The 23,985-nt window shown below is 69.2% G+C and carries 22 protein-coding genes; 14 read left to right on the top strand and 8 right to left on the bottom strand.

Going from position 1 to position 23,985, the window contains the following annotated elements; translation table 11 throughout:
* Positions 1-19: 19 nt before the first annotated feature.
* Genes DEH84_RS09185 through DEH84_RS09210 form a run of 6 tightly spaced genes read left to right on the top strand, consistent with a single transcriptional unit; the run spans position 20 to position 9,306 of the window.
* Positions 20-5,131, top strand: coding sequence for a malto-oligosyltrehalose synthase (locus DEH84_RS09185; RefSeq protein WP_109036586.1), 5,112 nt, complete (start codon positions 20-22; stop codon positions 5,129-5,131).
* The gene (locus DEH84_RS09190) at positions 5,128-5,910 is read left to right on the top strand and encodes an MlaE family ABC transporter permease (protein ID WP_109036587.1); all 783 of its coding nucleotides are present in this window, start codon (positions 5,128-5,130) and stop codon (positions 5,908-5,910) included. Before DEH84_RS09185 ends, DEH84_RS09190 begins: the two co-directional genes overlap by 4 nt.
* 36 nt (positions 5,911-5,946) lie before the next feature.
* The gene (locus tag DEH84_RS09195) at positions 5,947-6,669 is read left to right on the top strand and encodes an ABC transporter ATP-binding protein (protein ID WP_245932543.1); all 723 of its coding nucleotides are present in this window, start codon (positions 5,947-5,949) and stop codon (positions 6,667-6,669) included.
* Positions 6,666-7,640, top strand: coding sequence for an MlaD family protein (locus DEH84_RS09200; protein WP_109036589.1), 975 nt, complete (start codon positions 6,666-6,668; stop codon positions 7,638-7,640). The genes DEH84_RS09195 and DEH84_RS09200 overlap by 4 nt, the downstream gene beginning before the upstream one ends.
* Positions 7,637-8,308: a PqiC family protein gene (locus tag DEH84_RS09205; protein WP_109036590.1), complete on the top strand. Its 672-nt coding sequence runs from the start codon at positions 7,637-7,639 to the stop codon at positions 8,306-8,308. The genes DEH84_RS09200 and DEH84_RS09205 overlap by 4 nt, the downstream gene beginning before the upstream one ends.
* Positions 8,305-9,306, top strand: a complete 1,002-nt coding sequence (locus tag DEH84_RS09210; RefSeq protein ID WP_109036591.1) for a DUF72 domain-containing protein — start codon at positions 8,305-8,307, stop codon at positions 9,304-9,306. Before DEH84_RS09205 ends, DEH84_RS09210 begins: the two co-directional genes overlap by 4 nt.
* 86 nt (positions 9,307-9,392) lie before the next feature.
* Here the strand turns inward: DEH84_RS09210 and DEH84_RS09215 are convergent, their stop codons facing one another.
* Both DEH84_RS09215 and DEH84_RS09220 read right to left on the bottom strand, forming a co-directional pair.
* Positions 9,393-10,355 carry a hypothetical protein gene (locus DEH84_RS09215; protein WP_245932544.1) on the bottom strand — a complete coding sequence of 321 codons (963 nt, stop codon included), beginning with the start codon at positions 10,353-10,355 and terminating at the stop codon, positions 9,393-9,395.
* A gap of 91 nt (positions 10,356-10,446) precedes the next feature.
* Positions 10,447-10,959: a CBS domain-containing protein gene (locus DEH84_RS09220; RefSeq protein WP_109038303.1), complete on the bottom strand. Its 513-nt coding sequence runs from the start codon at positions 10,957-10,959 to the stop codon at positions 10,447-10,449.
* 143 nt (positions 10,960-11,102) lie between these two features.
* Between DEH84_RS09220 and DEH84_RS09225 the strand changes: the two genes are divergently transcribed.
* The 5 genes from DEH84_RS09225 (at position 11,103) to DEH84_RS09245 (ending at position 16,923) form a co-directional block, all read left to right on the top strand.
* Positions 11,103-11,372, top strand: coding sequence for a hypothetical protein (locus DEH84_RS09225; RefSeq protein ID WP_109036592.1), 270 nt, complete (start codon positions 11,103-11,105; stop codon positions 11,370-11,372).
* Between the two features lie 112 nt (positions 11,373-11,484).
* The gene (locus tag DEH84_RS09230; protein WP_109036593.1) at positions 11,485-12,519 is read left to right on the top strand and encodes an amino acid ABC transporter substrate-binding protein; all 1,035 of its coding nucleotides are present in this window, start codon (positions 11,485-11,487) and stop codon (positions 12,517-12,519) included.
* A 9-nt stretch (positions 12,520-12,528) separates the two neighbouring features.
* Positions 12,529-13,398, top strand: a complete 870-nt coding sequence (locus DEH84_RS09235) for an ABC transporter permease subunit (RefSeq protein ID WP_109036594.1) — start codon at positions 12,529-12,531, stop codon at positions 13,396-13,398.
* Positions 13,395-14,429 (top strand): amino acid ABC transporter permease, encoded by a 1,035-nt coding sequence (locus tag DEH84_RS09240; protein WP_109036595.1) that lies wholly within the window; start codon positions 13,395-13,397, stop codon positions 14,427-14,429. Before DEH84_RS09235 ends, DEH84_RS09240 begins: the two co-directional genes overlap by 4 nt.
* A 130-nt stretch (positions 14,430-14,559) precedes the next feature.
* Entirely contained in the window at positions 14,560-16,923 is a 2,364-nt protein-coding gene (locus DEH84_RS09245) for a sensor domain-containing diguanylate cyclase (RefSeq protein ID WP_109036596.1), read from the top strand.
* A gap of 85 nt (positions 16,924-17,008) precedes the next feature.
* On the opposite strand, the gene DEH84_RS09250 is transcribed toward DEH84_RS09245, so the two are convergent.
* The 6 genes from DEH84_RS09250 to mltG form a co-directional block, all read right to left on the bottom strand.
* Positions 17,009-17,212 carry a hypothetical protein gene (locus tag DEH84_RS09250; protein WP_109036597.1) on the bottom strand — a complete coding sequence of 68 codons (204 nt, stop codon included), beginning with the start codon at positions 17,210-17,212 and terminating at the stop codon, positions 17,009-17,011.
* 139 nt (positions 17,213-17,351) lie between these two features.
* A complete protein-coding gene (locus tag DEH84_RS09255; RefSeq protein ID WP_109036598.1) occupies positions 17,352-18,137 on the bottom strand; it encodes a TatD family hydrolase in 786 nt (261 codons plus the stop codon).
* Between the two features lie 56 nt (positions 18,138-18,193).
* A complete protein-coding gene (locus DEH84_RS09260) occupies positions 18,194-18,568 on the bottom strand; it encodes a PilZ domain-containing protein (protein ID WP_109038304.1) in 375 nt (124 codons plus the stop codon).
* 186 nt (positions 18,569-18,754) lie between these two features.
* On the bottom strand, positions 18,755-19,807 hold the full coding sequence (gene holB / locus DEH84_RS09265; RefSeq protein ID WP_109036599.1) for a DNA polymerase III subunit delta': 1,053 nt from the start codon (positions 19,805-19,807) through the stop codon (positions 18,755-18,757).
* Entirely contained in the window at positions 19,804-20,424 is a 621-nt protein-coding gene (gene tmk / locus DEH84_RS09270) for a dTMP kinase (RefSeq protein ID WP_109036600.1), read from the bottom strand. The genes holB and tmk overlap by 4 nt, the downstream gene beginning before the upstream one ends.
* Entirely contained in the window at positions 20,421-21,476 is a 1,056-nt protein-coding gene (gene mltG / locus DEH84_RS09275) for an endolytic transglycosylase MltG (RefSeq protein WP_109036601.1), read from the bottom strand. The genes tmk and mltG overlap by 4 nt, the downstream gene beginning before the upstream one ends.
* A gap of 24 nt (positions 21,477-21,500) precedes the next feature.
* Here mltG and ygfZ point away from each other — a divergent pair, with 24 nt between their 5' ends.
* The 3 genes from ygfZ (at position 21,501) to DEH84_RS09290 (ending at position 23,982) form a co-directional block, all read left to right on the top strand.
* Positions 21,501-22,466 (top strand): CAF17-like 4Fe-4S cluster assembly/insertion protein YgfZ, encoded by a 966-nt coding sequence (gene ygfZ / locus DEH84_RS09280; RefSeq protein ID WP_109036602.1) that lies wholly within the window; start codon positions 21,501-21,503, stop codon positions 22,464-22,466.
* Between the two features lie 153 nt (positions 22,467-22,619).
* Positions 22,620-22,955 (top strand): DUF4936 family protein, encoded by a 336-nt coding sequence (locus DEH84_RS09285; protein WP_159098926.1) that lies wholly within the window; start codon positions 22,620-22,622, stop codon positions 22,953-22,955.
* Positions 22,956-22,974: 19 nt separating this feature from the next.
* Complete coding sequence (locus tag DEH84_RS09290) at positions 22,975-23,982, top strand: NRDE family protein (RefSeq protein WP_109036604.1); 1,008 nt, start codon at positions 22,975-22,977, stop codon at positions 23,980-23,982.
* Positions 23,983-23,985: the final 3 nt, after the last annotated feature.

Here is a 23,985-nt window from a genome sequence, read left to right on the forward strand (position 1 = left end):
ACACAGGGAGAACGCGCTCATGGACCCGACCTTGCCGCTGCTGATGGAACTCGGCGACGCGTGTGGCCTTCAGCCCACGTACACCGACTACTGGGGCCACAAGCGCACCCTGGGCGAGCCCGCACTGCGTCACTTCCTGGGCGCGATGGGCTGCGACGGCGGGGATGAGGCGGCCCTGCGCGCCACCCTGGCACAGCACCGGCAGACCCGCGAGGCGCAATCGCTCTCCCCCGTGTGCGTACGGCGCAGGCGGGGCACGCCGGTGCTCGAACTCGGTGAACAAGGCCGTGCGGCCACCACCTGGCAGTTGCAACTGGAGCACGGTGGCTACCAGGCCGGGCCCGTTCAGGACGGGGCCATCCACTGGCCCGAATGGCCGCCCGAGGGCTATCACCGCCTGTCCGTGCACGACGCGGCCGGTGCCATCTTGCTGGAAACCGAGCTGGTACTGTGCCCCCCGCGTGCCTTTGTCCCCGAATCCCTCGACCAGGGCCAGCGGTGGTGGGGCCCGGTGGTGCAGCTCTATGCGCTGCGATCGGAACGGAACTGGGGCATGGGCGACTTCGGCGACCTGCGGCAGCTGATCGACCAGGCTGCCGAGCAGGGTGCCGGCTTCGTTGGCCTCAGCCCGTTGCATGCCCTGTTTCCACACGACCCGAACCGGGCCAGCCCCTACAGCCCCTCGCACCGCGCCACGCTCAACACGCTCTACATCGACGTGGAGGCCGTGCCCGATTTCGAAGCCTGCGAGCAGGCCCGGCTGCAGGTGCGCAGCGCGGCCTTCCAGCGCAAGCTGCACGCCTTGCGTCAGGCCGCACACATCGACCATGCCGGCGTGGCGACCGCCAAGCAGGGCGTGCTGCGCCTGCTGTACGCGCACTTCCGTCGCCATCACCTGGAGCGTGACACGCCCCGCAGTCGGGCCTTCAAGGCCTTTGTCGAACGCGGTGGGCGGCCGCTGTGGCTGCAGGCGCGCTTCGATACGCTGCAGTCCATGGCCCACGGCCGTGATCCGCACGCCTGGGGCTGGATGCAGTGGCCGCCCGAATGGCAGGACGCCGACGGCCCCACGGCCCGCGCCCTGACGGACGAGCACCGCGTGGAGGTCGAGTGGCACCTGTACCTGCAGTGGCTGGCCGACACGCAGCTTGCGCAGGCTGCGCGCCACGCGCGGCAACGGGGCATGCCGCTGGGGCTCTACCTTGATGTGGCCGTCGGTGTGAACGAAGGCGGTGCGGAAACCTGGGGCGACCCGAGCCTGTTTGCCATGGGCGTGCACATCGGCGCACCGCCCGAGGAGTACAACCCCGCGGGCCAGGACTGGGGCCTGCCGCCCATGGTGCCGCAGGCGCTCAAGACACGCGGTCACGCGCCCATCATCGAGATGCTGCGCGCCGTCATGCGGCACGCCGGGGCCTTGCGGCTGGACCATGTGATGGCCCTGAGCCGCCTCTTCTGGGTGCCGCCCGAACAAGGCGCCGCCGCCGGCACCTACATGAGCTACCCGCTCGAAGACCTGCTCGGCCTGCTGGCGCTCGAGAGCCATCGGCACCGCTGTCTGGTCGTCGGCGAAGACCTGGGCACCGTGCCCGACGGATTTCGCGAGCAGCTGGGCGAAGCAGGCGTGCTGTCGTACTGTCCGCTCTACTTTGAGCGGCGGGACGATGGTCAGTTTCGTCCACCCGGCGAGTGGAAGAAGCAGGCCCTGGCCGTGGTCGGCACGCATGACCTGCCGCCGCTGCGCGCCTGGTGGCGGGGTGACGACATCGAGACGCGCGCCCGCCTGAACCTCTTCCCCAGCGATGATCAGCGCCGGCAGCAGGTGATCGGCCGCGCCCATGAGCGCGTGGCCCTCTTGCTGCTGCTCGAAGCCGAAGGCCTGTGGCCGCAGGGCAGCAGCATCAACCCGGCGGGCATCGACGATGGTGACCCGCGCTTCACCGAGGCCGTGTGCACGCTGGTGGGCCGCAGCCAGGCCATGCTGGCGGGCGTGCAGCTGGAAGACATCGTGCAGCAGCTGGAGCAGGTCAACGTGCCCAGCACCACGGAGGAGCAGCATCCCAACTGGCGCGTCAAGCTGCCGGTCACGCTCGAAGACCTTCGTCGGGATGCGCGGTGGCGCGATGTGGCCCAGGCCATGCGTGCGGCCCGCCCCCGGCCCGACTCTCCTGCCCACGCACTCGACGCCCTTCCCTCGCTGGACACGGCTCGCATCCCCCGGGCCACGTACCGGGTGCAGTTCCATGCCGGCATGCGCTTCGAGCAGGCCCGTGAGGCGGTGCCTTACCTGGCACGGCTGGGCATCGGGCACCTCTACGCCTCGCCCTACCTGAAAGCGCGGGCCGGCAGCACCCACGGCTATGACATCACCGACCACCAGGCCCTGAATCCGGAAGTGGGCGATGCAGAGGCGCATGCCGCGCTGTGCGACGTGCTGGCCCGCCACGGCATGGGGCAACTGCTCGACATCGTGCCCAACCACATGGGCGTGCTCGAGGCCGACAACCCCTGGTGGCTCGACGTGCTGGAATGCGGGCCGGCTTCCGTGCATGCCACGGCCTTCGACATCGAATGGGCGCCGCCCGAGCCCGAACTGCACGGCCGGGTGCTGCTGCCCGTGCTGGGTGACCAGTACGGAAAGGTGCTCGAGTCAGGCGAACTGCAAGTGCGGTTCGACCCTGACCACGGCGAGTTCGCGGTGCACTACTACGCCCACCGGTTCCCGGTCGATCCGCGGGACTATCCGACGATCCTCGCCCTTGCCTTGCCGGTGCCCACGGCCGGCAGCGAGGCCACGCTGGCGGCCGTTCAGTCGGCGGTGGACGCGTTTGCGCAGTTGCCCGATCGCAACGATGCCGACCCGGCCTCACGGGCACGGCGGCAGCGCGACAAGGGGCTGCTCAAGCAGCAGTGGGCCACCCACCATGCCGCGCACGATTGGGTGCGGCTGTGGGTCGATGGCGCGCTGCAGGTGCTCAACGGCCGGCCGGGGGACCCGAGCAGTTTCGACGCACTGCATGCGCTGCTGCAGCGACAGGCCTACCGCCTGGCCTTCTGGCGCGTGGCTGGCGACGACGTCAACTACCGGCGCTTCTTCGACGTGAGCACGCTGGCCGCCGTGCGCATGGAAGACGAAGCTGTGTTCGAGGCCACGCACCGCAAGGTCTTCGCCTGGCTGGACGAGGGCCGCATCGACGGCCTGCGCATCGACCATCCTGATGGACTGAGTGATCCGGCTGCCTACTTCCGCCGGCTCCAGGCCCGCCACGCCGCGCAGCAAGTGGCCCGCGACGAGCCTGCCCGCGCGCTGTATGTGGCGGTCGAAAAGATTCTGGCCGAGCACGAACGCATCCCGGCAGACTGGCCCGTGCACGGCGGTACCGGTTATCGCTTCGCCAACGTGGTCAACGGCCTGTTTGTGGACGGCCGACGTGAGGCCGAGATGAACGCGGCCTATGCCAGCTTCATCCGGACCATGCCCGACTTCGACGCCATCCTGCGCGACAGCAAGCGGCTCATCATGGCCACCTCGCTGGCGAGCGACCTGCAGATCGTGACCGAGGCGCTCCACCGCGTGGCGGTGATGGACCGCCGCACCTGCGACTTCACCCGCAAACGCCTGCGCGAGGCGCTCACCGAGGTCGCCATCGGCCACCCGGTCTACCGGACGTACATCGGCGAACCAGGCGTCAGCGCCGTCGACGAGCGCCATGTGGCCTGGGCCTGTGCCGATGCCCGCCGACACAGCACCGCCTCGGAGATAAGCGCCATCGACTTCGTGCAGGACGTGCTGATGCAGGCCCCGCACGAGGCCGATCCCGCACGCAGAGCCGCCATGCTGGCCTTTGTGCGGCGCTGGCAGCAGTTCACCGCACCCGTCATGGCCAAGGCCATGGAGGACACCGCCTTCTACCGCTACCACCGGCTGCTGTCGCTCAACGAGGTGGGCGGTGACCCGCGGCGCTACGGGATGTCGGTGGCGGCCTTCCACGGAGCCAACCTGGCTCGGGTACGACACACGCCGCACGCGATGCTGGCCACCTCCACACACGACAGCAAGCGCTCGGAAGACGTGCGAGCGCGACTCAACGTGCTCTCCGAGATGCCGGACCAATGGGCGGCCGCGCTGGGCCGGTGGCAGACCATGAACCGCGCGCTGGCCGAGCGCATCGACGCGCGCGTAGACCCGCAGGACGAGTACCTGCTGTACCAGACCCTGGTCGGCATCTGGCCCTTCGAGCCGCCAGACCAGGCCGTGCTGGACGGCCTGCGCGAGCGTGTTCAGGCCTACATGCTCAAGGCACTGCGCGAAGCCAAATGCCACACCAGCTGGGTCAACCCCAACCTCGAGCATGAAGGCGATCTGGCCCGTTTCATCGACCGCGTGCTGGGCGCGCTCGAGCCCAACCCGTTCCTCAAAGACCTGCAGGCCTTCGTCACGCCGGTGGCACAGCAGGGCGTGGTCAACAGCCTCAACCAGTTGCTGCTCAAGATGACGGTGCCCGGCGTGCCCGACATCTACCAGGGTTGCGAGACCTGGCAGTTCAACCTCGTCGACCCGGATAACCGTCGCCCGGTGGACTTCCCCGCGATGCAGGCCCTGCTCGAGGACGTCCAGGCCGCCTACGCCGGTGGCACGCTCGACCCCGGCACGGCACGCCAATGGCTCGAGGCCCCCGCACGCGGCCACATCAAGATGGCCTTGACATGGCGGTTGCTTGCCTTGCGACAGGCCCAGGCGCGCCTGTTCGAGCGAGGCGCCTACCGGCCGCTCGATCCCACGGGCGATGTGGCTGAGCGGGTGGTCGCCTTCATGCGGCAGGACGACGAGGCGCGCCACGCCCGCTGCATCGTGCTGGCAACACGACTCGGCCTGGGCGCTGAACCGGCCCTGTGGGGCGATGGCTCGGTCAGCTGGCCTGCCCTGCCCGACGCGCACCTGGATGTGCACGGCGAGCCTGCCTGGCTCGACGCGCTGACCGGTCAACGCCTGCCCATTGAGCATGTTCAGGCGGAAGATGGCTCGGGGCTCTGGCGCCTTCGCGTGGCCGAGGCCTTTGCGCTCTGGCCACTGGCCTTGGTGGTGCCCGCCAGCCTGATGAAGGCTCCGCCTGACGAGGCGAGCCCATGACGACCCAGGCCCTGCGCGATGCCTGGCGGCACAACGTGCTGTCGCCCATGGCTTTCTTCGGCGAGGCTCTGCTGGCCATTGCACACGGGCTGCCCGCACGCTGGCGGTTCCGGCGCGCCGACTTCGCCCGCGTGCTGACCGACAGCAGCGCACGTGCCTTGCCCATCGTCCTCGTGGTCAATGTGCTGGTGGGCGCCATCCTGGCTTTTGTTGGCGCCGTGCAGCTCGTGAAGTTCGGCGCAGGCATCTTCGTGGCCGACCTCGTGGCGATCGCCGTGGCGCGCGAGATGGGCGCCGTCATCACCGCCGTGGTGATGTGCGGCCGCACTGGCGCGGCCTTCGCGTCCGAGCTGGCCACCATGCAGGCCAACGAAGAGATCGATGCGTTGCGCGTGCTCGGCCTTCAGCCGGTGGACCACCTGGTGGTGCCCCGCGTGCTCGCCCTCGTCATCATGATGCCGATGCTGTACGCCTACGGTTGCGCAGCCGGCTTCTTCGGCGGCTTTCTGGTGGGATGGGGCATGCTGCAGCTGGCCCCGCAGGCTTACCTCGACCGCAGCCTGATGGTGCTTCAGGGCAGCCACCTCGGGCTGGGCGTCAGCAAGGCCGTCGCGTTCGGGGTGCTGGTGGCGCTGGCGGGTTGCTTTCACGGCTTGCACGCCCCGCGCCATGCGGCCGGCGTGGGCCTCGCCACCACCCGGGCCGTGGTCGCCGGCATCGTGGGCGTCATCGCACTGGACGCCGTGTTCGCGGTGTGCGCCAACGCGCTGGGGGTCTGACGGATGACGCCCCTGGTCGAAGTTCAGGATCTGACGATGCGGTTTGGCGAACGCCTCATTCAGGAGCACGTCAGTTTCGACATCCAGCCCGCCACCATCTTCGCCATCATGGGCGGCAGCGGATGCGGCAAGAGCACCCTGCTGCGTCACATGATTGGCCTGCACGAGCCTGCATCGGGCCACGTCCGCTATGACGGCATGGACTATTGGGCCGCATCCGAGGCACAGCGCAATGCTGTGCGGCGCCAGTTCGGCGTGCTGTTCCAGAGCGCGGCCCTGTGGTCATCGATGTCCGTGCTCGACAACGTGCTGCTGCCACTCGAACAACTCACCGACCTCCCTGCCGAAGAGCGCGAGGCCCGGGCCCGCGAGGCGCTGGGCTGGGTGGGGCTGAGCGACGCGGCCCAGGTCAAGCCTGCCGAACTCAGCGGCGGCATGCGCAAACGCGCTGGCCTGGCGCGGGCCATCGTGGCGCAGCCCCGCCTGCTGTTTCTGGACGAGCCGTCCGCCGGGCTCGACCCGGTCAGCTCCCGCCGGCTGGACGACCTGATCCTGACGCTGCGCGAGCGAACAGGCGCGGCAGTCGTGCTCGTCAGCCACGAACTGCCGAGCCTGTTCGCCATTGCCGACGACGGCCTGTTTCTGGACGCCGATCGCAAGCGCCCCCTCGCCAGGGGCAGCCCCCGGGCACTGCGCGAGGCCGATGTTCCCGCCCCCGTGCGCGCCTTCCTGAACCGAGAGGAGACCACCAAGCCATGAAGCGCCATGCCCTGCTCACCGGCGTCTTTGTGGCGGGTGCCATCGTGCTTGTCGTGGCCACGGTGTTGCTGCTCGGCAGCGGCGGGCTGTTCGGTCAGTCCCTGCGCGCCGTCGTGTACTTCGAGGGCAGCGTGCGCGGGCTGTACATCGGCGCCCCCGTCACCTTCCGTGGGGTGAAAGTCGGTGAGGTGGACGACATCGACATCGACGTGGATCCCGCGACGCTGGCCACCCGCATCCCGGTCGGGCTCACGATCCGGGCCGGCAGCATCCGCATCGGTGGTCAGGAAGGCAAGCGACTCAACAGCATCCCGGACCTCGTGCAACGGGGGCTGCGCGCGCGCCTTGTGCTGCAAAGCGTGGTGACGGGCCAGACCGGCATCGACCTCGACCTCAAGCCCGGCACGCCGGCGAGGCTGCTGTCCCGGGGGCGCAGCCGCGTGCCCGAGATCCCGGCCGCTCGGGACCGACTGGATGCCCTGCTGGAGCAACTGACCACCCTGCCCCTCAACGATCTGCTGGGCGACGTGCGCCGCACCATGGCGAGCCTCAACGAAGCCTTGCGCACCACGCAGGCGGGCGTCGACCGCGCCAGCCAGCAACTGGTGCGCACCGCCGAGCAGGCCGAGCGCACGCTGGCCGTCGGCTCGGGCGCGCTGGAGGCCGTTCAGCAACAGACGCGCAGCACCCTGGCTGCGGTCGAAACGCTGTCGCGCACCAGCGAACAGGTCCTGAAGCAGACGGCACCCGACCTGCAGCAGAGCCTGCGCAGCGCGCGCGAGGCGGCCGACGCCGCCCGGGTTGCCATGGGCCAGGTGGCCGAGCTCAGCGCCCCCGGTGCGCCGGTTCGCGCCGACCTCGAGGGCGCGATGCGGGATCTGGCCTTGTCGGCGCGCAACCTCCGCGCCCTGTCCGAGCGGCTGAAGCGCAAGCCCAACGCGCTCATTTTCGGTGGAGACCGCGAACCATGATGTGGCGAATCCTGCCTGGCGCCTGCCTGCTGGCCGTGGCCTGGCTCACGGGCTGCCAGAGCCGGCCCACGACCGACCTGCTGACCCTGCCCCTGCCTGCAGCCGCCTCTCAGCCGTGGGCAGCCCGGCTGCCGTCCGGACGCGCGCCCGATGCACCCGTGCTGGCCGTGCGGCGCGTCGGCCTGCCGGAGCATCACCAGGACAGCCAGGTGCGGTACCGCGAAGGCACCAGCACGGTGGCACATTGGCCCGGCGTGAGCTGGGCAGACCGGCTGGATGTGACCCTGACCGAACACCTGGCCATGCGCTTGCGTGGCGCCCTGCCCGGCTGGACGGTGTGCGTGCGAACCTGCCCCGCGGCGGCCCCCACCCTGGTGCTGCGCGTCGACCTCTCGCCCTTCGATGTGCAGATGCCCGAAGCCATGCTGCGCGCAGGCGTGCACTGGTGGCTGGATGCACCGAGCCGTCCCGCGGCCACGGCCAGCCCGGTTGACACCAGCCCCCGGCTCGATGGCCAGGGGCGCACGATGCACACCATTCCAGTCGTGCCGCGAACGCCTGCCGGCCAGGCTGCCGCGATGGCGGCCGTGCTCGACCGTCTGAGCGCCGAGGTGGCCGATGCCGTGACACCGCCCCCCATCACCCCCATCCCGGCCCTGTCGCCATGAGCGATCCCAACGCCCCGTCCCCATCGCCCTCATGCGGGCTGCGCATCGGCATCTCAGGCTGGCGCTACCCGCCCTGGCGCGGCGTGTTCTATCCCGAAGGCCTGGCCCAGCACCGCGAGCTGGCCTATGCCTCGCGGGCCTTCAACACCATCGAGATCAACGGCTCGTTCTACGGCCTGCTGCGCCCCAAGGACTACCTCGCGTGGGTGGCCGACACCCCGGACGACTTCCTCTTCAGCGTCAAGGCGCCGCGGTACATCACGCACATACGCCGCCTGGCCGACCCGCGCGGCCCCATTGCCAACTTTCTTGCCTCGGGGGTACTGGCGCTCGGCCCCAAGCTGGGGCCGATGCTGTGGCAACTGCCGCCATCCCTCCGCTACGAACCCGAGGTCGTCGAGGACTTTCTCGCCCTTCTGCCGCATGACACGGACGGCGCGCTCACCCTGGCCCGTGATCACGACCCCTTCATGGCGGGGCGCACGGCGCTCGACGTCACGCATCGCGGCGCGCTGCATCACGTCATGGAAGTGCGCCATGCCAGCTTCGCATGCCGCGAGTTCGTCGAGCAGCTGCGCCGCCACCGCGTGGCCCTGGTGGTGGCCGACACAGCGGGCAAATGGCCACTGATCGAAGAGCCCACCAGCGACGTGATGTACCTGCGCCTGCACGGCGACAAGGAACTTTACGCCAGCGGCTACGACGATGAAGCGCTGGACGCCTGGGCTGAACGCATCCGGGTCTGGCACGCCGGCGGGCAGGTCGATGATGCGCGCCAGGTCTCCGGTCTGCCGCCGCTGAGGGCGGTGGGACGCCTGGTGTGCTGTCATTTCGACAACGACATCAAGGTCCGCGCCCCTTTCGATGCCGCGCGCCTGATGAAGCGCCTCGGCCTGCCGAGCCCTCTGTCGGCCCGAGGCGACCGGTTCGACATACCGGGTTTCGAAACCCGGCCGCGCAAAGCTCCCGTCAGAAAACGAAAAGCGCCAGAAGAATGATGATGGGCAACGGCACGCCCAGCAGCCACAACAAGATCGGTCCCATGGTGTGTTCCTTCCTGATGAAGTTGAAGAGTTAGAGGCCGTCAGATCGACGAGCTGTGCAGCACCGCAGCATCACGCTGCCGCCCGCCAAAAGTCGCCATGGCCGCGGCCACAAAAGCACCGGCCAGCAAGGCCACGAACATCCACAGCGCGCCGTAGGCACTGGCTCGGCGTGCATCGTCCGCCTTCTGCTTGGCGGTGTTTTCGGCATCGGCCAGCGTCTGCTTGGCTTTGGCGAACTGCGTGCGCACACGCTGCTCCGCCTGGTCGGGTGGCAGGCCCGTGCGGGCCGACACCAGTTGCGCCAGATAGCGCACGTCTTCGTTGGGCAACGCTCCGGTGCGCAGGGCGTTCAGCACGATGCGCGCGGCCTGCATGCGCTCGGCGGCCGGGTCCCCGCCTGCCGCAGGCGGCAAGGGGGTCGCAGCCGGGTCGGCCGGCGTCGCCTGCGCCAGCGGATCACCACGCAGCAGCGTGTCCACCCAGTACCCGGCGGGATCACCCAATGAGCCAGACCCGAGCGCGGCGTCGGCAGCGGTGCTCACCACGGCGCTGGCGGTGCGCGCCGTCTGGCCCAGCACGCCCGTCAGGGCCGAGCCCATCAGGCCTGCCATGACGAGGGTGGCCACGCTCCACGCAACCAGCCCGTGCGCCGTGTCCCTGAAAAACACTTCGGGGCTGCGCAACCGCGTCCAGCGGCCACGCAGACGGCCTGCCATGTAGCCGCCCAGACCTGACGCCAGCACCTGGGTCAGCGTCACCCACAGGATGGCCGACGCTGCCAGCGTCGATGCTTCGGCGCCGCGGTAGGACCACGGCGAGACGCTCGAGAGCCCCAGCCCAACGCCCAGCACCACGAGGATGAAAGACAGCGCCGTGGCCGCAACCGCCCCGGCCAGCGCCGCGCCCCATGACAACCCAGAGGCGGCCTCCGTGGCCTGCACAGGATCGGGTACCGCACGACGGGCGGGGGTGGAATCGGCAACCGAAGCAATGGGGCTCATGGTGTCTCCTGGCTCGTGGATCGGTGGGGCTCACACGCCCCTCGGTGAGCCAGCGAACGGCAAGCCCCATGCCCGCGGTGGCGCGCTGCGCTCAATGCCGGACGTCGTCGTCCGACGAGCCAGCCTGCTGCCGCGACGATCCACCGCCCGCGCCCCCGCTCGCCTGAGACTGCCCCGACCGGTCTGGCTCGGCCGGCTGAGAGATCGCTTCCAGCGTGCCATCAATGCGCCCCCCGCCCTTCACGGCCAGGTCGCCGAGCGACAGCATGCCCACGAGGTGCTTCTCGCGGTCGACCACCGGCACACGGCGAATCTGCGAATCGCTCATCTGCTCCTGCACTTCATCGATGGACTGGTCTTCAAAACAGCAGACTGTGTCCTCGGTCATCACATCGGACACCTTGGTGTCTTCGATCGCACACGATTGCGCCACCGCGCGAATCACGATGTCCCGGTCCGTGAGCATGCCCACGAGCCGGTCACCATCGCAGACCGGCAGTGCGCCGATGTCGAGTTCTTCCATGGCCTGCGCAGCAGCCACCAGGGTGTCGTGGGGGGCGATGGTGCGCACACCCCGCGTCATGGCTTGAGATACCTGTGTCATGTCCATCTCCTTGTAGCGAACGGGTCAGAGGAGCCCGAAGTGCTGCAAGCGGTGTACCGACATGCAAGCGGGGTCAAGCTATCCACGGCATTTCGCGGCATGGCGCTTGCCGCCCGAAGGCCTCCGACCACAGGAGCTTCGCCATGCCCGCATCGTCCACCCCGTCCACCCCCGCAGACCCCGCCGACCCCGCCATCAACGGGCCAGCGCCCCTGCCCGCGGGCACCGACACCGCCAAGGCCCGCGAACGTGAAGAGGCCGCACTTGACAACGTCGAGCACGGCTACGACGACCCTTCCGGCAAGGCTGCCGGCCCGTCGGGCCAGCCCGACGCCGATACCCAGGGCGGCCCGGGCGCCAACAACGACGCGGGCCAGCCACCGGCCGGTGTGACGCGGCAAGCCTTGCCGTAACGCTTGCCACCAGCGGGCGACAAGCCCGCAACACGGCACAGACGGCGGTGCTCACGTATGCTCGGGGCCATGGCGATAGACGCCTTCGCCCAGCCACTGCCCTGATCCCGCCATGCGCCACCGCTTCACTGCCCTGCCTGCCCTGCTCCTTGCGCTCATCGCCCAACTGCTCATGTCGGGCGCTGCCCATGCGGGCAAGACGCTCGACGCCATCAAGCAGCGCGGACAGGTACGCTGTGGAGTGAGCAACGGTGTGGCGGGCTTCTCCGCCGCCGATGCCAAAGGCCACTGGAGCGGGCTCGATGTGGACGTCTGTCGCGCCGTGGCCGCTGCGGTGCTGGGCCAGCCGGACAAGGTCGCCTTCGTGCCCCTGACCTCGCAGCAGCGCTTCGCCGCCCTGCAATCCGGTCAGGTCGACGTGCTGGCGCGCAACACGTCCTGGACGCTCACCCGCGATGCCTCTCTTGGCCTGCACTTCACCGCTGTCACCTATTACGATGGCCAGGGCTTTCTGCTGCCAGCCAAGTTGAAGGTGACCAACGCACGCCAGCTCAAGGGGGCCCAGGTCTGCACGCAGTCAGGCACCACCAACGAAAAGAACCTGGCCGACTTCTCCCGCACCCACCGCCTGGGCATCAAGCCCGTGGTCTTCGACACCTACGAAGCCGCCTTCAAGGCCTACTTCGCTGGCCGCTGCCAGGCGTTCACCACCGATGTGTCTGCACTGTCCGGCATCCGGAACAAGGAAGCGCCGAAGCCGGAAGACCACGTCATCCTGCCCGACCTGATCTCGAAAGAACCGCTCGGCCCGCTGGTGCGTCGCGGTGACGACGCGTGGTTTGCCATCGTGCGCTGGACGGTGTTCGCACTGCAGGAGGCCGAGGAACTGGGCATCACCAAGGCCAACGCCGCCGAGCGCCGCAAGGGTGACGACCCGGCCGTGCAGCGGCTGCTCGGCACCGGCGAAGACAGCGGCAAGCTCCTGGGGCTCGAGAAGGACTGGGCCTTCCGGGCCATCCAGGCTGTCGGCCACTATGGCGAGGTGTTCGAGCGCAACGTCGGCAGCCAGTCCGTACTCAAGCTGCCGCGCGGCCTGAATCGCCTGTGGAACCAGGGCGGGCTGATGTACGCCCCGCCGGTGCGCTGACCCGGCTGCATGCTGGACTTTCTGTTGCAGCCCGCCGGCTTCGAGATCGGCGAGACCGGGCTGCTGGTCTTCGAAGCCGCACAGCCGCTGTGGAAGGCGTTGCTGGTCGGTCTGGGCAACACCCTGCGCGTGAGCCTGCCCGCCTTGCTGGCGGCCACCCTGCTCGGCCTGCTTCTGGCCCTCGGTCGGCGCGGCCCCAGCCTGCCCTTGCGTCGGCTGTCGGGCTTCGTCGTCGAGGCCGTGCGCAATGTGCCGTTGCTCGTGCAACTGCTCATGTGGTACTTCGTCGTGATCGAATGGCTACCTGATTCGGGTGCGGCCTGGCAGCTCGCCGACGGCCTGTGGCTCAGCAAGGGGGGGCTTGCCTTTCCGTGGCCCACGGCCTGGACGGCGGAAACCGATCGCCTCGGGGCCGGGCTGTGGCAATGGCCCGAGCAAGGCACCTTCAACGTGATGGGTGGCGCGGCCGTCACGCCGGAGTACCTGGCTGTGGCCTGGTCGCTCACGCTCTACACCGCCGCCTTTCTGGCCGAAGTCATCCGCGGCGGACTGGAAGCCGTGCCGGCCTCGCTGGCCGAGGCTGCCTCCACCCTGGGTGCCACCAGGCTGCAGGCACTGTGGCGCGTGGTGCTGCCGCAGGCCTGGCGCACCATCGTGCCGGCCGCCACGAACCAGTACGTCAACCTCATCAAGAATTCGTCGCTGGCCGTGGCGGTGGGCTACCCCGATCTGGTCTCGGTGGGCAACACAGCACTGAACCAGTCGGGGCGCACGCTGGAGTGCCTGCTGGTGATGGCGCTGTGCTACCTGGCGCTCTCCGGGCTGGCCAGCGGCCTGATGAACGCCTTCAACCGCCGCCATGCCGGGGGCACTGCATGATCCGGCCTCGCCGTGTGTTCGATGCCCTGGTGCTGCTCGGCCTGCTGTGGCTGGCGTGGCGGGTGCTGGACTGGGCGGTGCTGCAGGCCGTCTTCGCGCCCGATCTGGTCGCCTGCCGTGCGCTCGACCATGCGGGCGCCTGCTGGGGCGTCGTGGCAGCCAAGTGGCGGCCCATGCTGTTCGGGCACTTCCCGTTCGAGGATCAATGGCGGCCGGCGCTCGCCGCCCTGCTTCTGGTGGGGTGCACATTCGGGGCGGCCGGCGCCATCGCCTGGCGTACGCACACCGCATCCCGAAGCCGGGCTCTGGCCGGCCTTGCACTGGCGGGATTCGCCGTCAGCGTCGCGCTGCTGCGAGGCGGCTGGGCAGGCCTTGCCCCCGTGCCGCCCGAACAATGGGGCGGCTTGCCGCTCACCCTGCTGCTCGCCATCGGCGCCTGGTGCCTGGCCTGGCCGGTGGGCATCGGGCTGGCTTACGGCCGACGCGCGCCGTCGGCCATGCTGTCCGTGCCGTGCACGGCGGTCATCGAGATCGTGCGGGGCGCGCCCCTGGTGATCTGGCTGTTTGCCGCGGCCTTCGCCTTGCCCGCTGCGCTCCCCACGGCCTGGACACCGGGCCTACTGCCGCGCGTGCTGCTTGTGCTGGGCGTGTTTGCCGGGGCCTACCTCGCCGAGATCCTGCGCGGTGGCCTGCAGACCGTGCCCGCTGAACAGACCGAAGCTGCCCGGGTGCTCGGGCTCGGCTGGTGGGGCATCCAGCGGCGCATCGTGCTGCCGCAAGCCGTTCGGGCCACGCTGCCTCCGATGGTCAGCCACGCCATCGGCCTGCTCAAGGACACCTCGCTGGTCATGGTGATCGGGCTGCACGAACTCAGCGGTGCGCTGGGCCTCGCCATCGGCGGCGATGCCGACTGGCGCCCCTTCTATGTCGAGGCCTACCTGTTCGTGGCAGCGCTTTACTTCGCGCTCTGCGTGACGCTGGCGCGGCTGGGGCGTCGCCTGGAACACCGCCTCTGCCCCCCTACCGTGTAAACGGCGCCACGCTCGGGCGCCTTTTTTGCTGGTCAGCCCGAGAAGCACGGGCCAGAATGCCCAGGCGCGCGTCAGCCCCCTGCCGGCGCGTCCGGGGTCTACGACCAACGCAGGGGATGACGCCAGCACCATGCCGGACCTCGCTTCCCCAGCTCCCTCAGCAGACGCGCCGCCCGTGGTGGGCTACCGTCATCTGCCGACCCTGCTGCCGCTGGCCATCACCGTGCTTGCGCTGTTCTTCGTGAACCGCACGCTGAATGTTCAGGAAGAGGCCACCCTCACGCGGCAGTTTCAGGCCCATGCGGCGCGCCTGCACGACCGCCTGCGCGAACGCATCAGCACCTACGACGAAATCCTGCGCGGCGCGGCAGGTTTCTTTGCTGCGTCACAAAGCGTCTCCCGCGCCGAATGGCGTGACTACGTCACCGCGCTCGCACTCGACGAAGGCTATGTCGGCATTCAGGGGCTCGGATTCAGTCAACGCATCCAGCCGGCCGAGCTGGAGACCCATGTGCGCGGGGTGCGCGAAGAGGGGTTCCCGGAATACGACGTGACGCCGCCGGGCTCCCGGCCCGTCTACTCGGCCATCGTCTACCTCGAGCCCTTTTATGGCCGCAACCTGCGGGCCTTCGGCTTCGACATGTACTCCGAACCCGTAAGGCGGGCCGCGATGGACCGGGCGACCGCCACGGCCGACATCGCCTACAGCGGCAAGGTCCGGTTGGTACAGGAAACCGACTCCGACGTGCAACCTGGTGTGCTGGCCTACCTGCCGGTGTACCGCGGCGGGCGCAAGCCGTCCACCGACCCCTTGCGCCAGGCCAACGTCGTCGGCTGGGTCTATGCGCCCTTTCGGCTCAAGGACCTGATCACCGCCGTGCTGCAGACCGAGCTGAATGTGGCCCAGGTGCAGCTGTACGACCTGGGCCCGGATGGCGGCGGCCGGCCCGAGCTGCTGTTCGACAGCCTCTCGAACAGCGACGCCCCCGTCACACCCGCCACGGCGACGCGGCTGGTGCACGAACGCCGCATGACGCTGCACGGCCGCGAATGGCTGCTGCGCTACCGCGCGCTCGACGAATTCACAGCCCTGAACCGCCACGACACGCGCTGGCTCATCATGACCGGCGTCGGCCTGATCGGCATCCTGCTGTGCGTGCTCAGCTGGGTCTGGATCAACACCCGTGAGCGCGCCCGCCGCATGGCCGATGAACTGACCACGGCACTGGCGGAAGGCGAAGAGCGCTTCCGGCTCATGGTCGCCAGCCTGCAGGACTATGCCGTGCTGATGCTCGACGAACAGGGCATCGTGATGACGTGGAACGCTGGCGCCCAGCGCATCTACGGCTGGCGAACCGAAGAGATCACCGGGCGCCACTTCAGCTGCTTCTACCCCGAGGAGGCCGTCCGGGCCGCTGCCCCGGCGCAGGCCCTGGCCACCGCGCTCGTCAACGGGCAGTACAGCGAGGACGGCTGGCGCATGCGCAAGGACGGCAGCCGCTTTCGAGCCAGCGTGCTGATCACCGCCATGCGCGACGGCAACGGCCGCGTCAAGGGCTTTACCAAGGTCACGCGCGACATCACCAGCCGCCACGAGCAGGAAGAGCGCCTGCGGCTGGCCGCTACCGTGTTCCGCAGCACGCAGGAAGGCGTCGCCATCACCGACTCGGGCGGCCATGTGCTGGCGGTCAACCCAGCCTTCGAACGCATCACCGAATACACCGAAGACGAAGTGCGCGGCCAGAACCTGCGCCTGCTCGCCTCCGGCCGCCACGACCGCAGCTACTTCCACACCATGTGGCGAGACCTGCTCAGCCGCGGGCACTGGCAGGCGGAAATCTGGAACCGCCGCAAGGGCGGCGAGGTGTACCCCGGCTGGCTGACCGTCAGCGCCGTGCACAACGATGCGGGCGAGACGACGAGCTACGTCGGCGTCTTCACCGACATCACGCGCATCCAGCACGCTGAGACGCAACTCGAACACCTTGCGCACCACGACGCGCTGACCGACCTGCCCAACCGGCTGCTGTTGCACTCGCGGCTCGAACACACTCTGGAGCGCGCCCACCGCGGCCAGACCACCTGCGCCGTGCTCTTCCTCGACCTCGACCGCTTCAAGGCTGTCAACGACCAGCTGGGGCACCAGGCGGGCGATGAACTGCTGAAGGCCGCCTCACGGCGACTGCGGCTGCACCTGCGCGAGAACGACACGGTGGCCCGCCTGGGCGGCGACGAGTTCGTCATCGTGCTCGAGGACCTGGCCAGCTCCGAAGGCGCCGCTGTGGTGGCGCGCGCCATCATCGAGCGCATGCAGCGGACCTTCCACCTGCCCGGCGGCCACGAGGCCCACGTCGGCTGCAGCGTCGGCATCAGCCTGTTCCCGGACGACGGCCATGACGCCGACACGCTGATCCAGCATGCCGACACCGCGCTCTACAAGGCCAAGGAGGCCGGGCGCGGCACCTACCGCTTCTACAGCACCCGACCGGAGTGACACCCCGCCCGGCATCGCCATGAAAAAGGCCCGCCTGTGAAGGCGGGCCAAAACACGCATTGCCGAGAGAAACAGGATCGCAGGTTCAGGCGACGGACGCGTCGAAGGCGTCATCGTCCAGCATCGACGCATCGTCGTTCTGAACCAGGGGAATCAGGGGCTTGTCCAGCGGACGGCAGATGCGGCTGTGCAGGCGCTTCAGCCGCTCCGAGCCTTCAATGGCTTCCAGCACGGCCTGCGGGTCCATCATGAGGGCGAACGGGTTGGTGAAAAGACCGGGCTTGTGCATGGCTGTCTCCGAGGTGCAAGGGGTGTGTCGATGGATGTGATCGTAGGGATCGGGGCCCATCGGCGGTAGTCGTCACACCGCCAAACCGCCTGTCAGAAATTTTCTGACACCGTGTAGGAAGCAGCCCGCGGGTCCACCCTCAGGCGGCCCGCACGCGCGAGAACAATTCCTCGAAATTGGCCGACGTCGCCTCGCCTACAGCCTCGGGTGACAGCCCTTTCACATCCGCCAGTTGCTTGGCCACATAGGGCACGTAGGCCGGCGTGTTGGTCTTGCCGCGGTAAGGCGCCGGGGCCAGGTAGGGGCTGTCCGTCTCGATCAGACAGCGGTCCAGCGGCACGAAGCGGGCCACGTCGCGCAGGTCTGCGGCGTTCTTGAAGGTCAGGATGCCCGAAAACGAGATCATGAAACCCATGTCGAGCGCGGCACGGGCCACGGCCTCGGTTTCCGTGAAGCAATGAAAGACCCCCGTGACCTCACCCTGCCCCGCTTCGCGCAGGATGGCGATGGTGTCGTCACTGGCCTGGCGCGTGTGGATCACCAGGGGCAGGCGCGTCTGCCTCGCCGCCTCGATGTGGACACGAAAGCGCTCGCGCTGCCAGGCCATGTCGGCCACGCTGCGGCCCTCGAGGCGATAGTAGTCCAGCCCGGTTTCGCCGATGCCCACCACGCGCGGCAACGCGGCCCGCGTCAGCAGGTCGTCCAGCGAAGGCTCCAGCACATCTTCGTTGTCCGGGTGCACGCCCACCGTGGCCCAGAAGTTGTCGAAGCGCATGGCCAGGTCATGCACCTGCGGAAACTCTTCCAGCGTGGTGCTGATGCACAGCGCCCGGTCGACCCCGGCCGCCGCCATCTCGGCGCGAACCTGGTCAAGCTGCTCGGTGTACTGCGGGAAGTTGAGGTGGCAATGCGAATCGACGAACATGGAAGGGCCGTGGCAACAAGCGGATCGGTGAACCCGCTATTGTTGCCGCAAAGCCTTCACAGCGTCTGAGTGGGCTTGCTCGACGAGATGTTGGTGCCCAGGATCTGCTCGATCCGCAGGCGCAGCAGGCGGGTCTTCTCGTCGGCCGGAAAGCGCACACCGACACCCTGGGTGCGTCCGCCGGATGCATTGGCCGGCGTGATCCACGCGATCTTGCCCGCCACCGGATAGCGCTGTGGGTCTTCGGGCAGAGACAGCAGAAGGTAGATGTCGTCGCCCAGCGTGTATTCGCGGGTGGTGGGCACGAACAGCCCCCCGTCGGTGAAGGCGGGGATGTAGGCCGCGTACAGCGCGCCCTTCTCGCGAAAAACCAGCTGGATGACGCTCGGGCGGCCCGTGGCAGCAGGTGTCGCTGCGCCCGCCGCACCCATGGCCGAACGCCCCGGGCCGGTCGGCGCGAAAGCAGAGGGCATGGCCGTCGTCTGGAATTCACTCATCGTGTGACGAGTTTAACGCCGGCACCCTAAGCCAGCACGTGAACCAGTTGGCAACGCCCCACCTCTTTACCAGCCGATACACCCTCGATTGCAGGGGACCAGGTCGATGGCTGGGCAGGGTTAGCGCGCAGGGCGAGGACGCGCCAGTGCGGCCCGGGCCTGCAGCAGCAGACTCTCGACCTTCAGGCCAGCGTTCCAGGGGTGCTCGGCATGGCGGCTGGCCTTGCGCAATTCCTGTGACCACGCCGTGAGCCGCTCGAGGTCGGCCCCTTCCGGCAGGCTGGCGGCGGGAAAGAAGCGCGGGGCGGCGCCCACGGCCACACAGCAGACGTCGTGGCAGATCTTCTGCAGCGTCTCGATCAACAGCGGCAAGGGCCAGGCCGACACCAGCCCGGCCTCGCCCTGGGCCACGGCCTTCGGCAGCTGCGGCCACAAGCGCGCATCCACCCCCATCTGGTGACGCGCCAGCGCGGTCAGCGGCTGCCCGCCGGCGCCTGCCAGCAGCACCGCGGCGGCCGGCTCGTCCAGCCCCTCCACGGTGTCACGCAGCCAGTGGATGGCGGTGGCGGCATCGGGCATGGGAAGCCGCCAGGCCTGGCAGCGGCTGCGCACCGTGGGCAGCAACTGGTCAAGCGCCGCACCGCTGAGAACGAATCGCACCTGCCCGGGCGGCTCCTCCAGCGTTTTCAGCAGCGTGTTGGCCGCCACCATGTTCATGCGCTCGGCCGGGTGCACCAGCACCACCTTGGCACGGCCACGCGAGGCGGTGTGCTGCGAGAACTGCACCACTTGCCGAATGGCGTCGACCTTGATTTCCTGGCTGGGCTTGCGGGTCTTGCTGCCCTTTTCACCGTCCGAGGCAGCGGGCTCGGCCCCTGCGGCGCCCCAGCCCAGGCTCAGCTGCAAGGCCTCGGGCAGCACCACCAACAGGTCGGGGTGCGAGCCGGCGTCGATCAAGTGGCAACTGGCACAACGGCCGCATGCGGGGGCCGCGGCCGCCCCCATCGGACGTGCCTCGCAGAGCCAGCCACGCGCCAGAGCCAGCGCGAACTCGAACTGCCCGATCCCCTCGTCACCGTGCAACAGCGCGGCGTGGCTGCCCAACTGGGCCAGCGCCTCGACGAGCGGTTGCTGCAACCAGGGCCACAGCGGGAAGCGGGCCGCATCGCTCATGCCAGGCCTCGCTCGGCCAGCACGGCGCGCACCTGCTCGGCCACCTCGGCCGGCGTGCGGGAGGCATCGATCAGGGCAAAACGCGTTGGCTGCGCCGCCACCCGGGCGCGATAACCTGCCCGCACCCGTTCAAAGAAGGCCGTGTCCTGGGCCTCGAAGCGATCCGGCTGTCGGGCTGCGCTCAGGCGCCCGGCGGCCACGTCCGGCGGCAAATCGAACAGCAGCGTCAGCTCCGGCTGCCGACCTTGCTGAACCCATTGCTCGAGCGTCGCGAGCACCGAGAGATCGAAACCCCGGCCGCCGCCTTGATAGGCAAAGGTGGCGTCGGTGAAACGGTCGCACAGCACCCGGGCGCCCCGTGCCAGCGCGGGCTCGATCACCGTCGTCAGGTGGTCCCGGCGGCCGGCAAACACCAGCAGCGCTTCCGTCAGCGCATCCATCGGCTGGTGCAGGAACAGGCCGCGCAGCTGCTCGGCCAGCGGGGTGCCGCCCGGCTCGCGGGTGCGAACCACCTCATGGCCGGCCTGTCGCCAGACCTGCTCGAGGGCGTCGATGTGGGTGGTCTTGCCCGCACCGTCGATGCCTTCGAAGGTGATGAAGCGGCCGGTGGCAGTCATGGGCTCTTTCTGGGATTGCGCTGGTACTGGTTGACCGCGCGATTATGCTCAGCCAGTGTGGCGCTGAACGCACTGCTGCCATCGCCGCGGGCCACAAAGTAAAGCGCCTTGGTGGGCGCGGGCTGCACGGCGGCCATCAGCGCGGCCTTGCCCGGCATCGCAATTGGCGTGGGCGGCAGCCCCCGGCGCGTGTAGGTGTTCCACGGCGTGTCGGCCTGCAGGTCGGCCTTGCGCAGGTTGCCGTCGAACTGCACGCCCAGACCGTAAATCACGCTGGGGTCGGTCTGCAGCGGCATCCCGATGCGAAGCCGGTTGGCGAACACCCCCGCGATCATCGGACGATCGGCCTCCACGCCGGTCTCTTTCTCGACGATGGACGCCAGCACCAGGGCCTCATCCGGGGACTTCAGCGGCGCGTCGGCCCGGCGTTGGGCCCACGCCGCATCGAGCTGACGCTGCATGGCGTGCAGCGCGCGGCGCATCACGGCCAGGTCGACGCTGCCTTTCGCATAGGCATAGGTGTCGGGAAAGAATCGCCCTTCGGCCGCCACCCCGGGCAGCCCGAGTGCCGCCATCACTGCCTCGTCCGTCATGCCGGCTGTGGTGGCTTGCAGTCCCTCGGCCTGGGCCAGTTCGGCGCGAAAGCGGCGAAAGGTCCAGCCTTCGATCAGCTTCACGGCGGCCAGCCGCTCGTCCCCCCGCACCATCATGCGCAGCAGGTCGCGGGGCGTGGCGCCTGCTGTGAGCTCATAGCCCCCGGCGCGCATCTGCCGGGCCTGCCCCGACAGGCGGAACCATTGGTAGAGCAGCCAGGGCGAGGTCTCCACCCCGGCGGCCACCCACGCCTGCGCAATGTCACGCGGTGTGCTCCCCGCCTCGATCGACAGCTCGAGGGCGGGACCCGACAGCGGCAAGGGACGGTTGAGCCACCAGCCTGCCGCGGCCGCCAGCGCGCTCGCCACCACAGCCAGCGTGATCACGAGGGAACGCAGCAGGCCGCCGGCTTGCCGCACAAGAGATGGGGGATTCACCCGACGAGGAGCTTGGTGCATGACGGGCGTGATGATAATGACCGCATGAGCGACATCCAACTTCCTGATCCGCAAACCTGGTCGGGCGCCGTGCGTGTCCCCCACCTCGGGGTGGTACTGGCCGAGGGCGCCGATGCGGCCGCCTTCCTGCACGGCCAGTTCAGCCAGGACATGAACAGCCAGACCGCCGACGAGGCCCGTCTGGCGGCCTATTGCTCGGCCAAGGGCCGCATGCTGGCCAGCCTGCTGACACTGCGCCCCACGCCCGAGACCTTCTGGCTCCTGACCGACCGCGAGGTGTTGCCCGGGCTGGTCAAGCGCCTGTCGATGTTCGTGCTGCGCGCCAAGGCTCGCTTGAGCGATGTGTCGGCCCAGCTGGCCGTCGTCGGGCTGGTCGGTCGGGACGTGGCCGTGCACCTGGGCGACGCAGCCACGGGCACGCCGGGGTCTGTTCGCGTGCATGCCGGCGGACACCTGATTCGCCTGGCCGATGTCCTGGGCGTGCCGCGCTGGTGCTGGGTCGGCCCGGTCGACGCGGCCGAGGTGTGGATGGCGGGCCTGCCGACGCTCCCGGAGGCTGCCTGGCACTGGCTCGACGTGATGAGCGGCATTCCGCACATCGCGGCCCGCACCGTCGACCAGTTCGTGCCGCAGATGGTGAACTTCGAACTGGTGGGCGGCGTGAACTTCCAGAAGGGCTGCTACCCGGGCCAGGAGGTGGTGGCGCGCAGCCAATACCGCGGCACCACCAAGCGCCGTGCGTTCATCGCCCACGCCGCCGCACCGCTCGAGCCCGGCGCCGAAGTCTTCAGCGCCGACGACCCTGGCCAGCCCGCCGGCATGGTGATCAACGCGGCGCCCATGCCCACCACCGGCGAAGCGCAGGCAGGCTTCAGCGCACTCATCGAGCTGAAGCTGGCCGCGGCCGACAAGGCCCTGTTCGCGGGCAGCGCCCATGGCGTGGCGCTGCAACTGGGCGCCCTGCCCTATCCCCTGCCCGCGGCAGAGTGACCCGGGCGCGGCTGGCAAAACCGGCGATGCAGCGCATTCCTTAACGGCAATCGCACGCACGTTCGTTCCGTGCGAAGGCCTGGACGCCGGTGCGGCCGTCGTCCTGCGGTACGCTCCAGGGGTTGCCAAACGGCGCCCCGCGCGCAGCCATCCGTGACCGTCCGGACCGGGCCCCGTGCCCTTTACATCTATTACCGCGTGAGCCCGGCCCACCTGGCGGCCGGACTGCTGGACCGGGTCTGGGCGCTGCAGGCCGAAGCCCGCGCAGCCTGTCCCGGCCTGCACGCCTCCCTCATGGCGCGCACCGACACCGGCGCTCAGAACGGGCAGGACGTCACGTGGATGGAGGTCTACACCCACCCCGACGGCGTGCCCGCCTCATTCGACGTTCACCTGGTCCGCGCCATGGCCGCGTGGCCTGCGGACCTGACCCTGGCACGCCACACCGAGTCCTTTGCGCCGGTGATGCCCCCTTTCCCTCTCGATTGAAGCAGTACGAGGTTTTCGCATGTGCCTGGTCGCCCTGGCCCTGGATCAAAGCAGCCGATTCCCCTTTGTGCTCGCCGCCAACCGCGACGAGTTCATGAACCGACCCACGGCCCGGCTGGGCTGGTGGGAGCCCGACGGCGGCGGCCCGGCCATCCTCGGTGGGCGCGACCTCGAGGCCGGCGGAACATGGCTCGGCCTGACTGCCGCCGGCCGGTTGGGCCTCGTCACCAACGTGCGCAACCCCAAGGACATCGACCCTGACGCGCCCTCGCGGGGGCTGATCGTGCCCCAATGGCTGCGGGGCGACACCGAAATGCAGATGCTGTGGCCGCGCCTGGCCATGAGCGGCTACAACGGATTCAACATGGTGGCGCTGGATTTCGCCCGTGGCGAGGGCTTCTCGATCAACAACCGGCAGCTGTTTCCACAGCGGCTGGACAAGGGCCTGTTCGGACTGTCCAACGCCCGGCTGAACACGCCCTGGCCCAAGGTCCAACGACTGAAAGCGGCGATGAAGGCCGCCATCCCGGCGTCCACCGATAGCGAAGACCTGGCCAACCGCCTGTTCGAGGCGCTGGCCGACACCACTGGCGTGCCCGACAGCGATCTGCCCCAGACCGGGGTCTCGGTCGACTGGGAACGCATGCTGTCCACCGCCTTCATCCGCTCGCCGGATGGCACGTACGGCACACGCTGCGCCACGCTGGTCATCACCGAACGGGTCAACAAGCGTCTCGTCACCCATGTGCTGGAGCGCACCTTCACGGGCCGCCCCGGGATGGCGCTGCTGCGCCGTGTGTCGCTGCGCAACTGGCCGCCGCGGCACACCATGGCGCCCGCCGAGGTGGCGCGCCTGAGTGCCACCCTGCCGCCGCCCGAGCTGCGCCAGGAAGACGCGTTCGAAAGCAGCGAGGTGTCGGAGCAGGATCAGCACGCCCTGGCTCCTACGGATTCGGCGCCCGAGCGCAAGACGCGCGCCCGCAGTCTGATCAAGCCGGCCAAGGGCAAGCCTCTGGCCGCGTCCTGAGCG

It is taken from the genome of Aquabacterium olei (assembly GCF_003100395.1).
Taxonomy (GTDB): Bacteria; Pseudomonadota; Gammaproteobacteria; order Burkholderiales; family Burkholderiaceae_C; genus Aquabacterium; species Aquabacterium olei.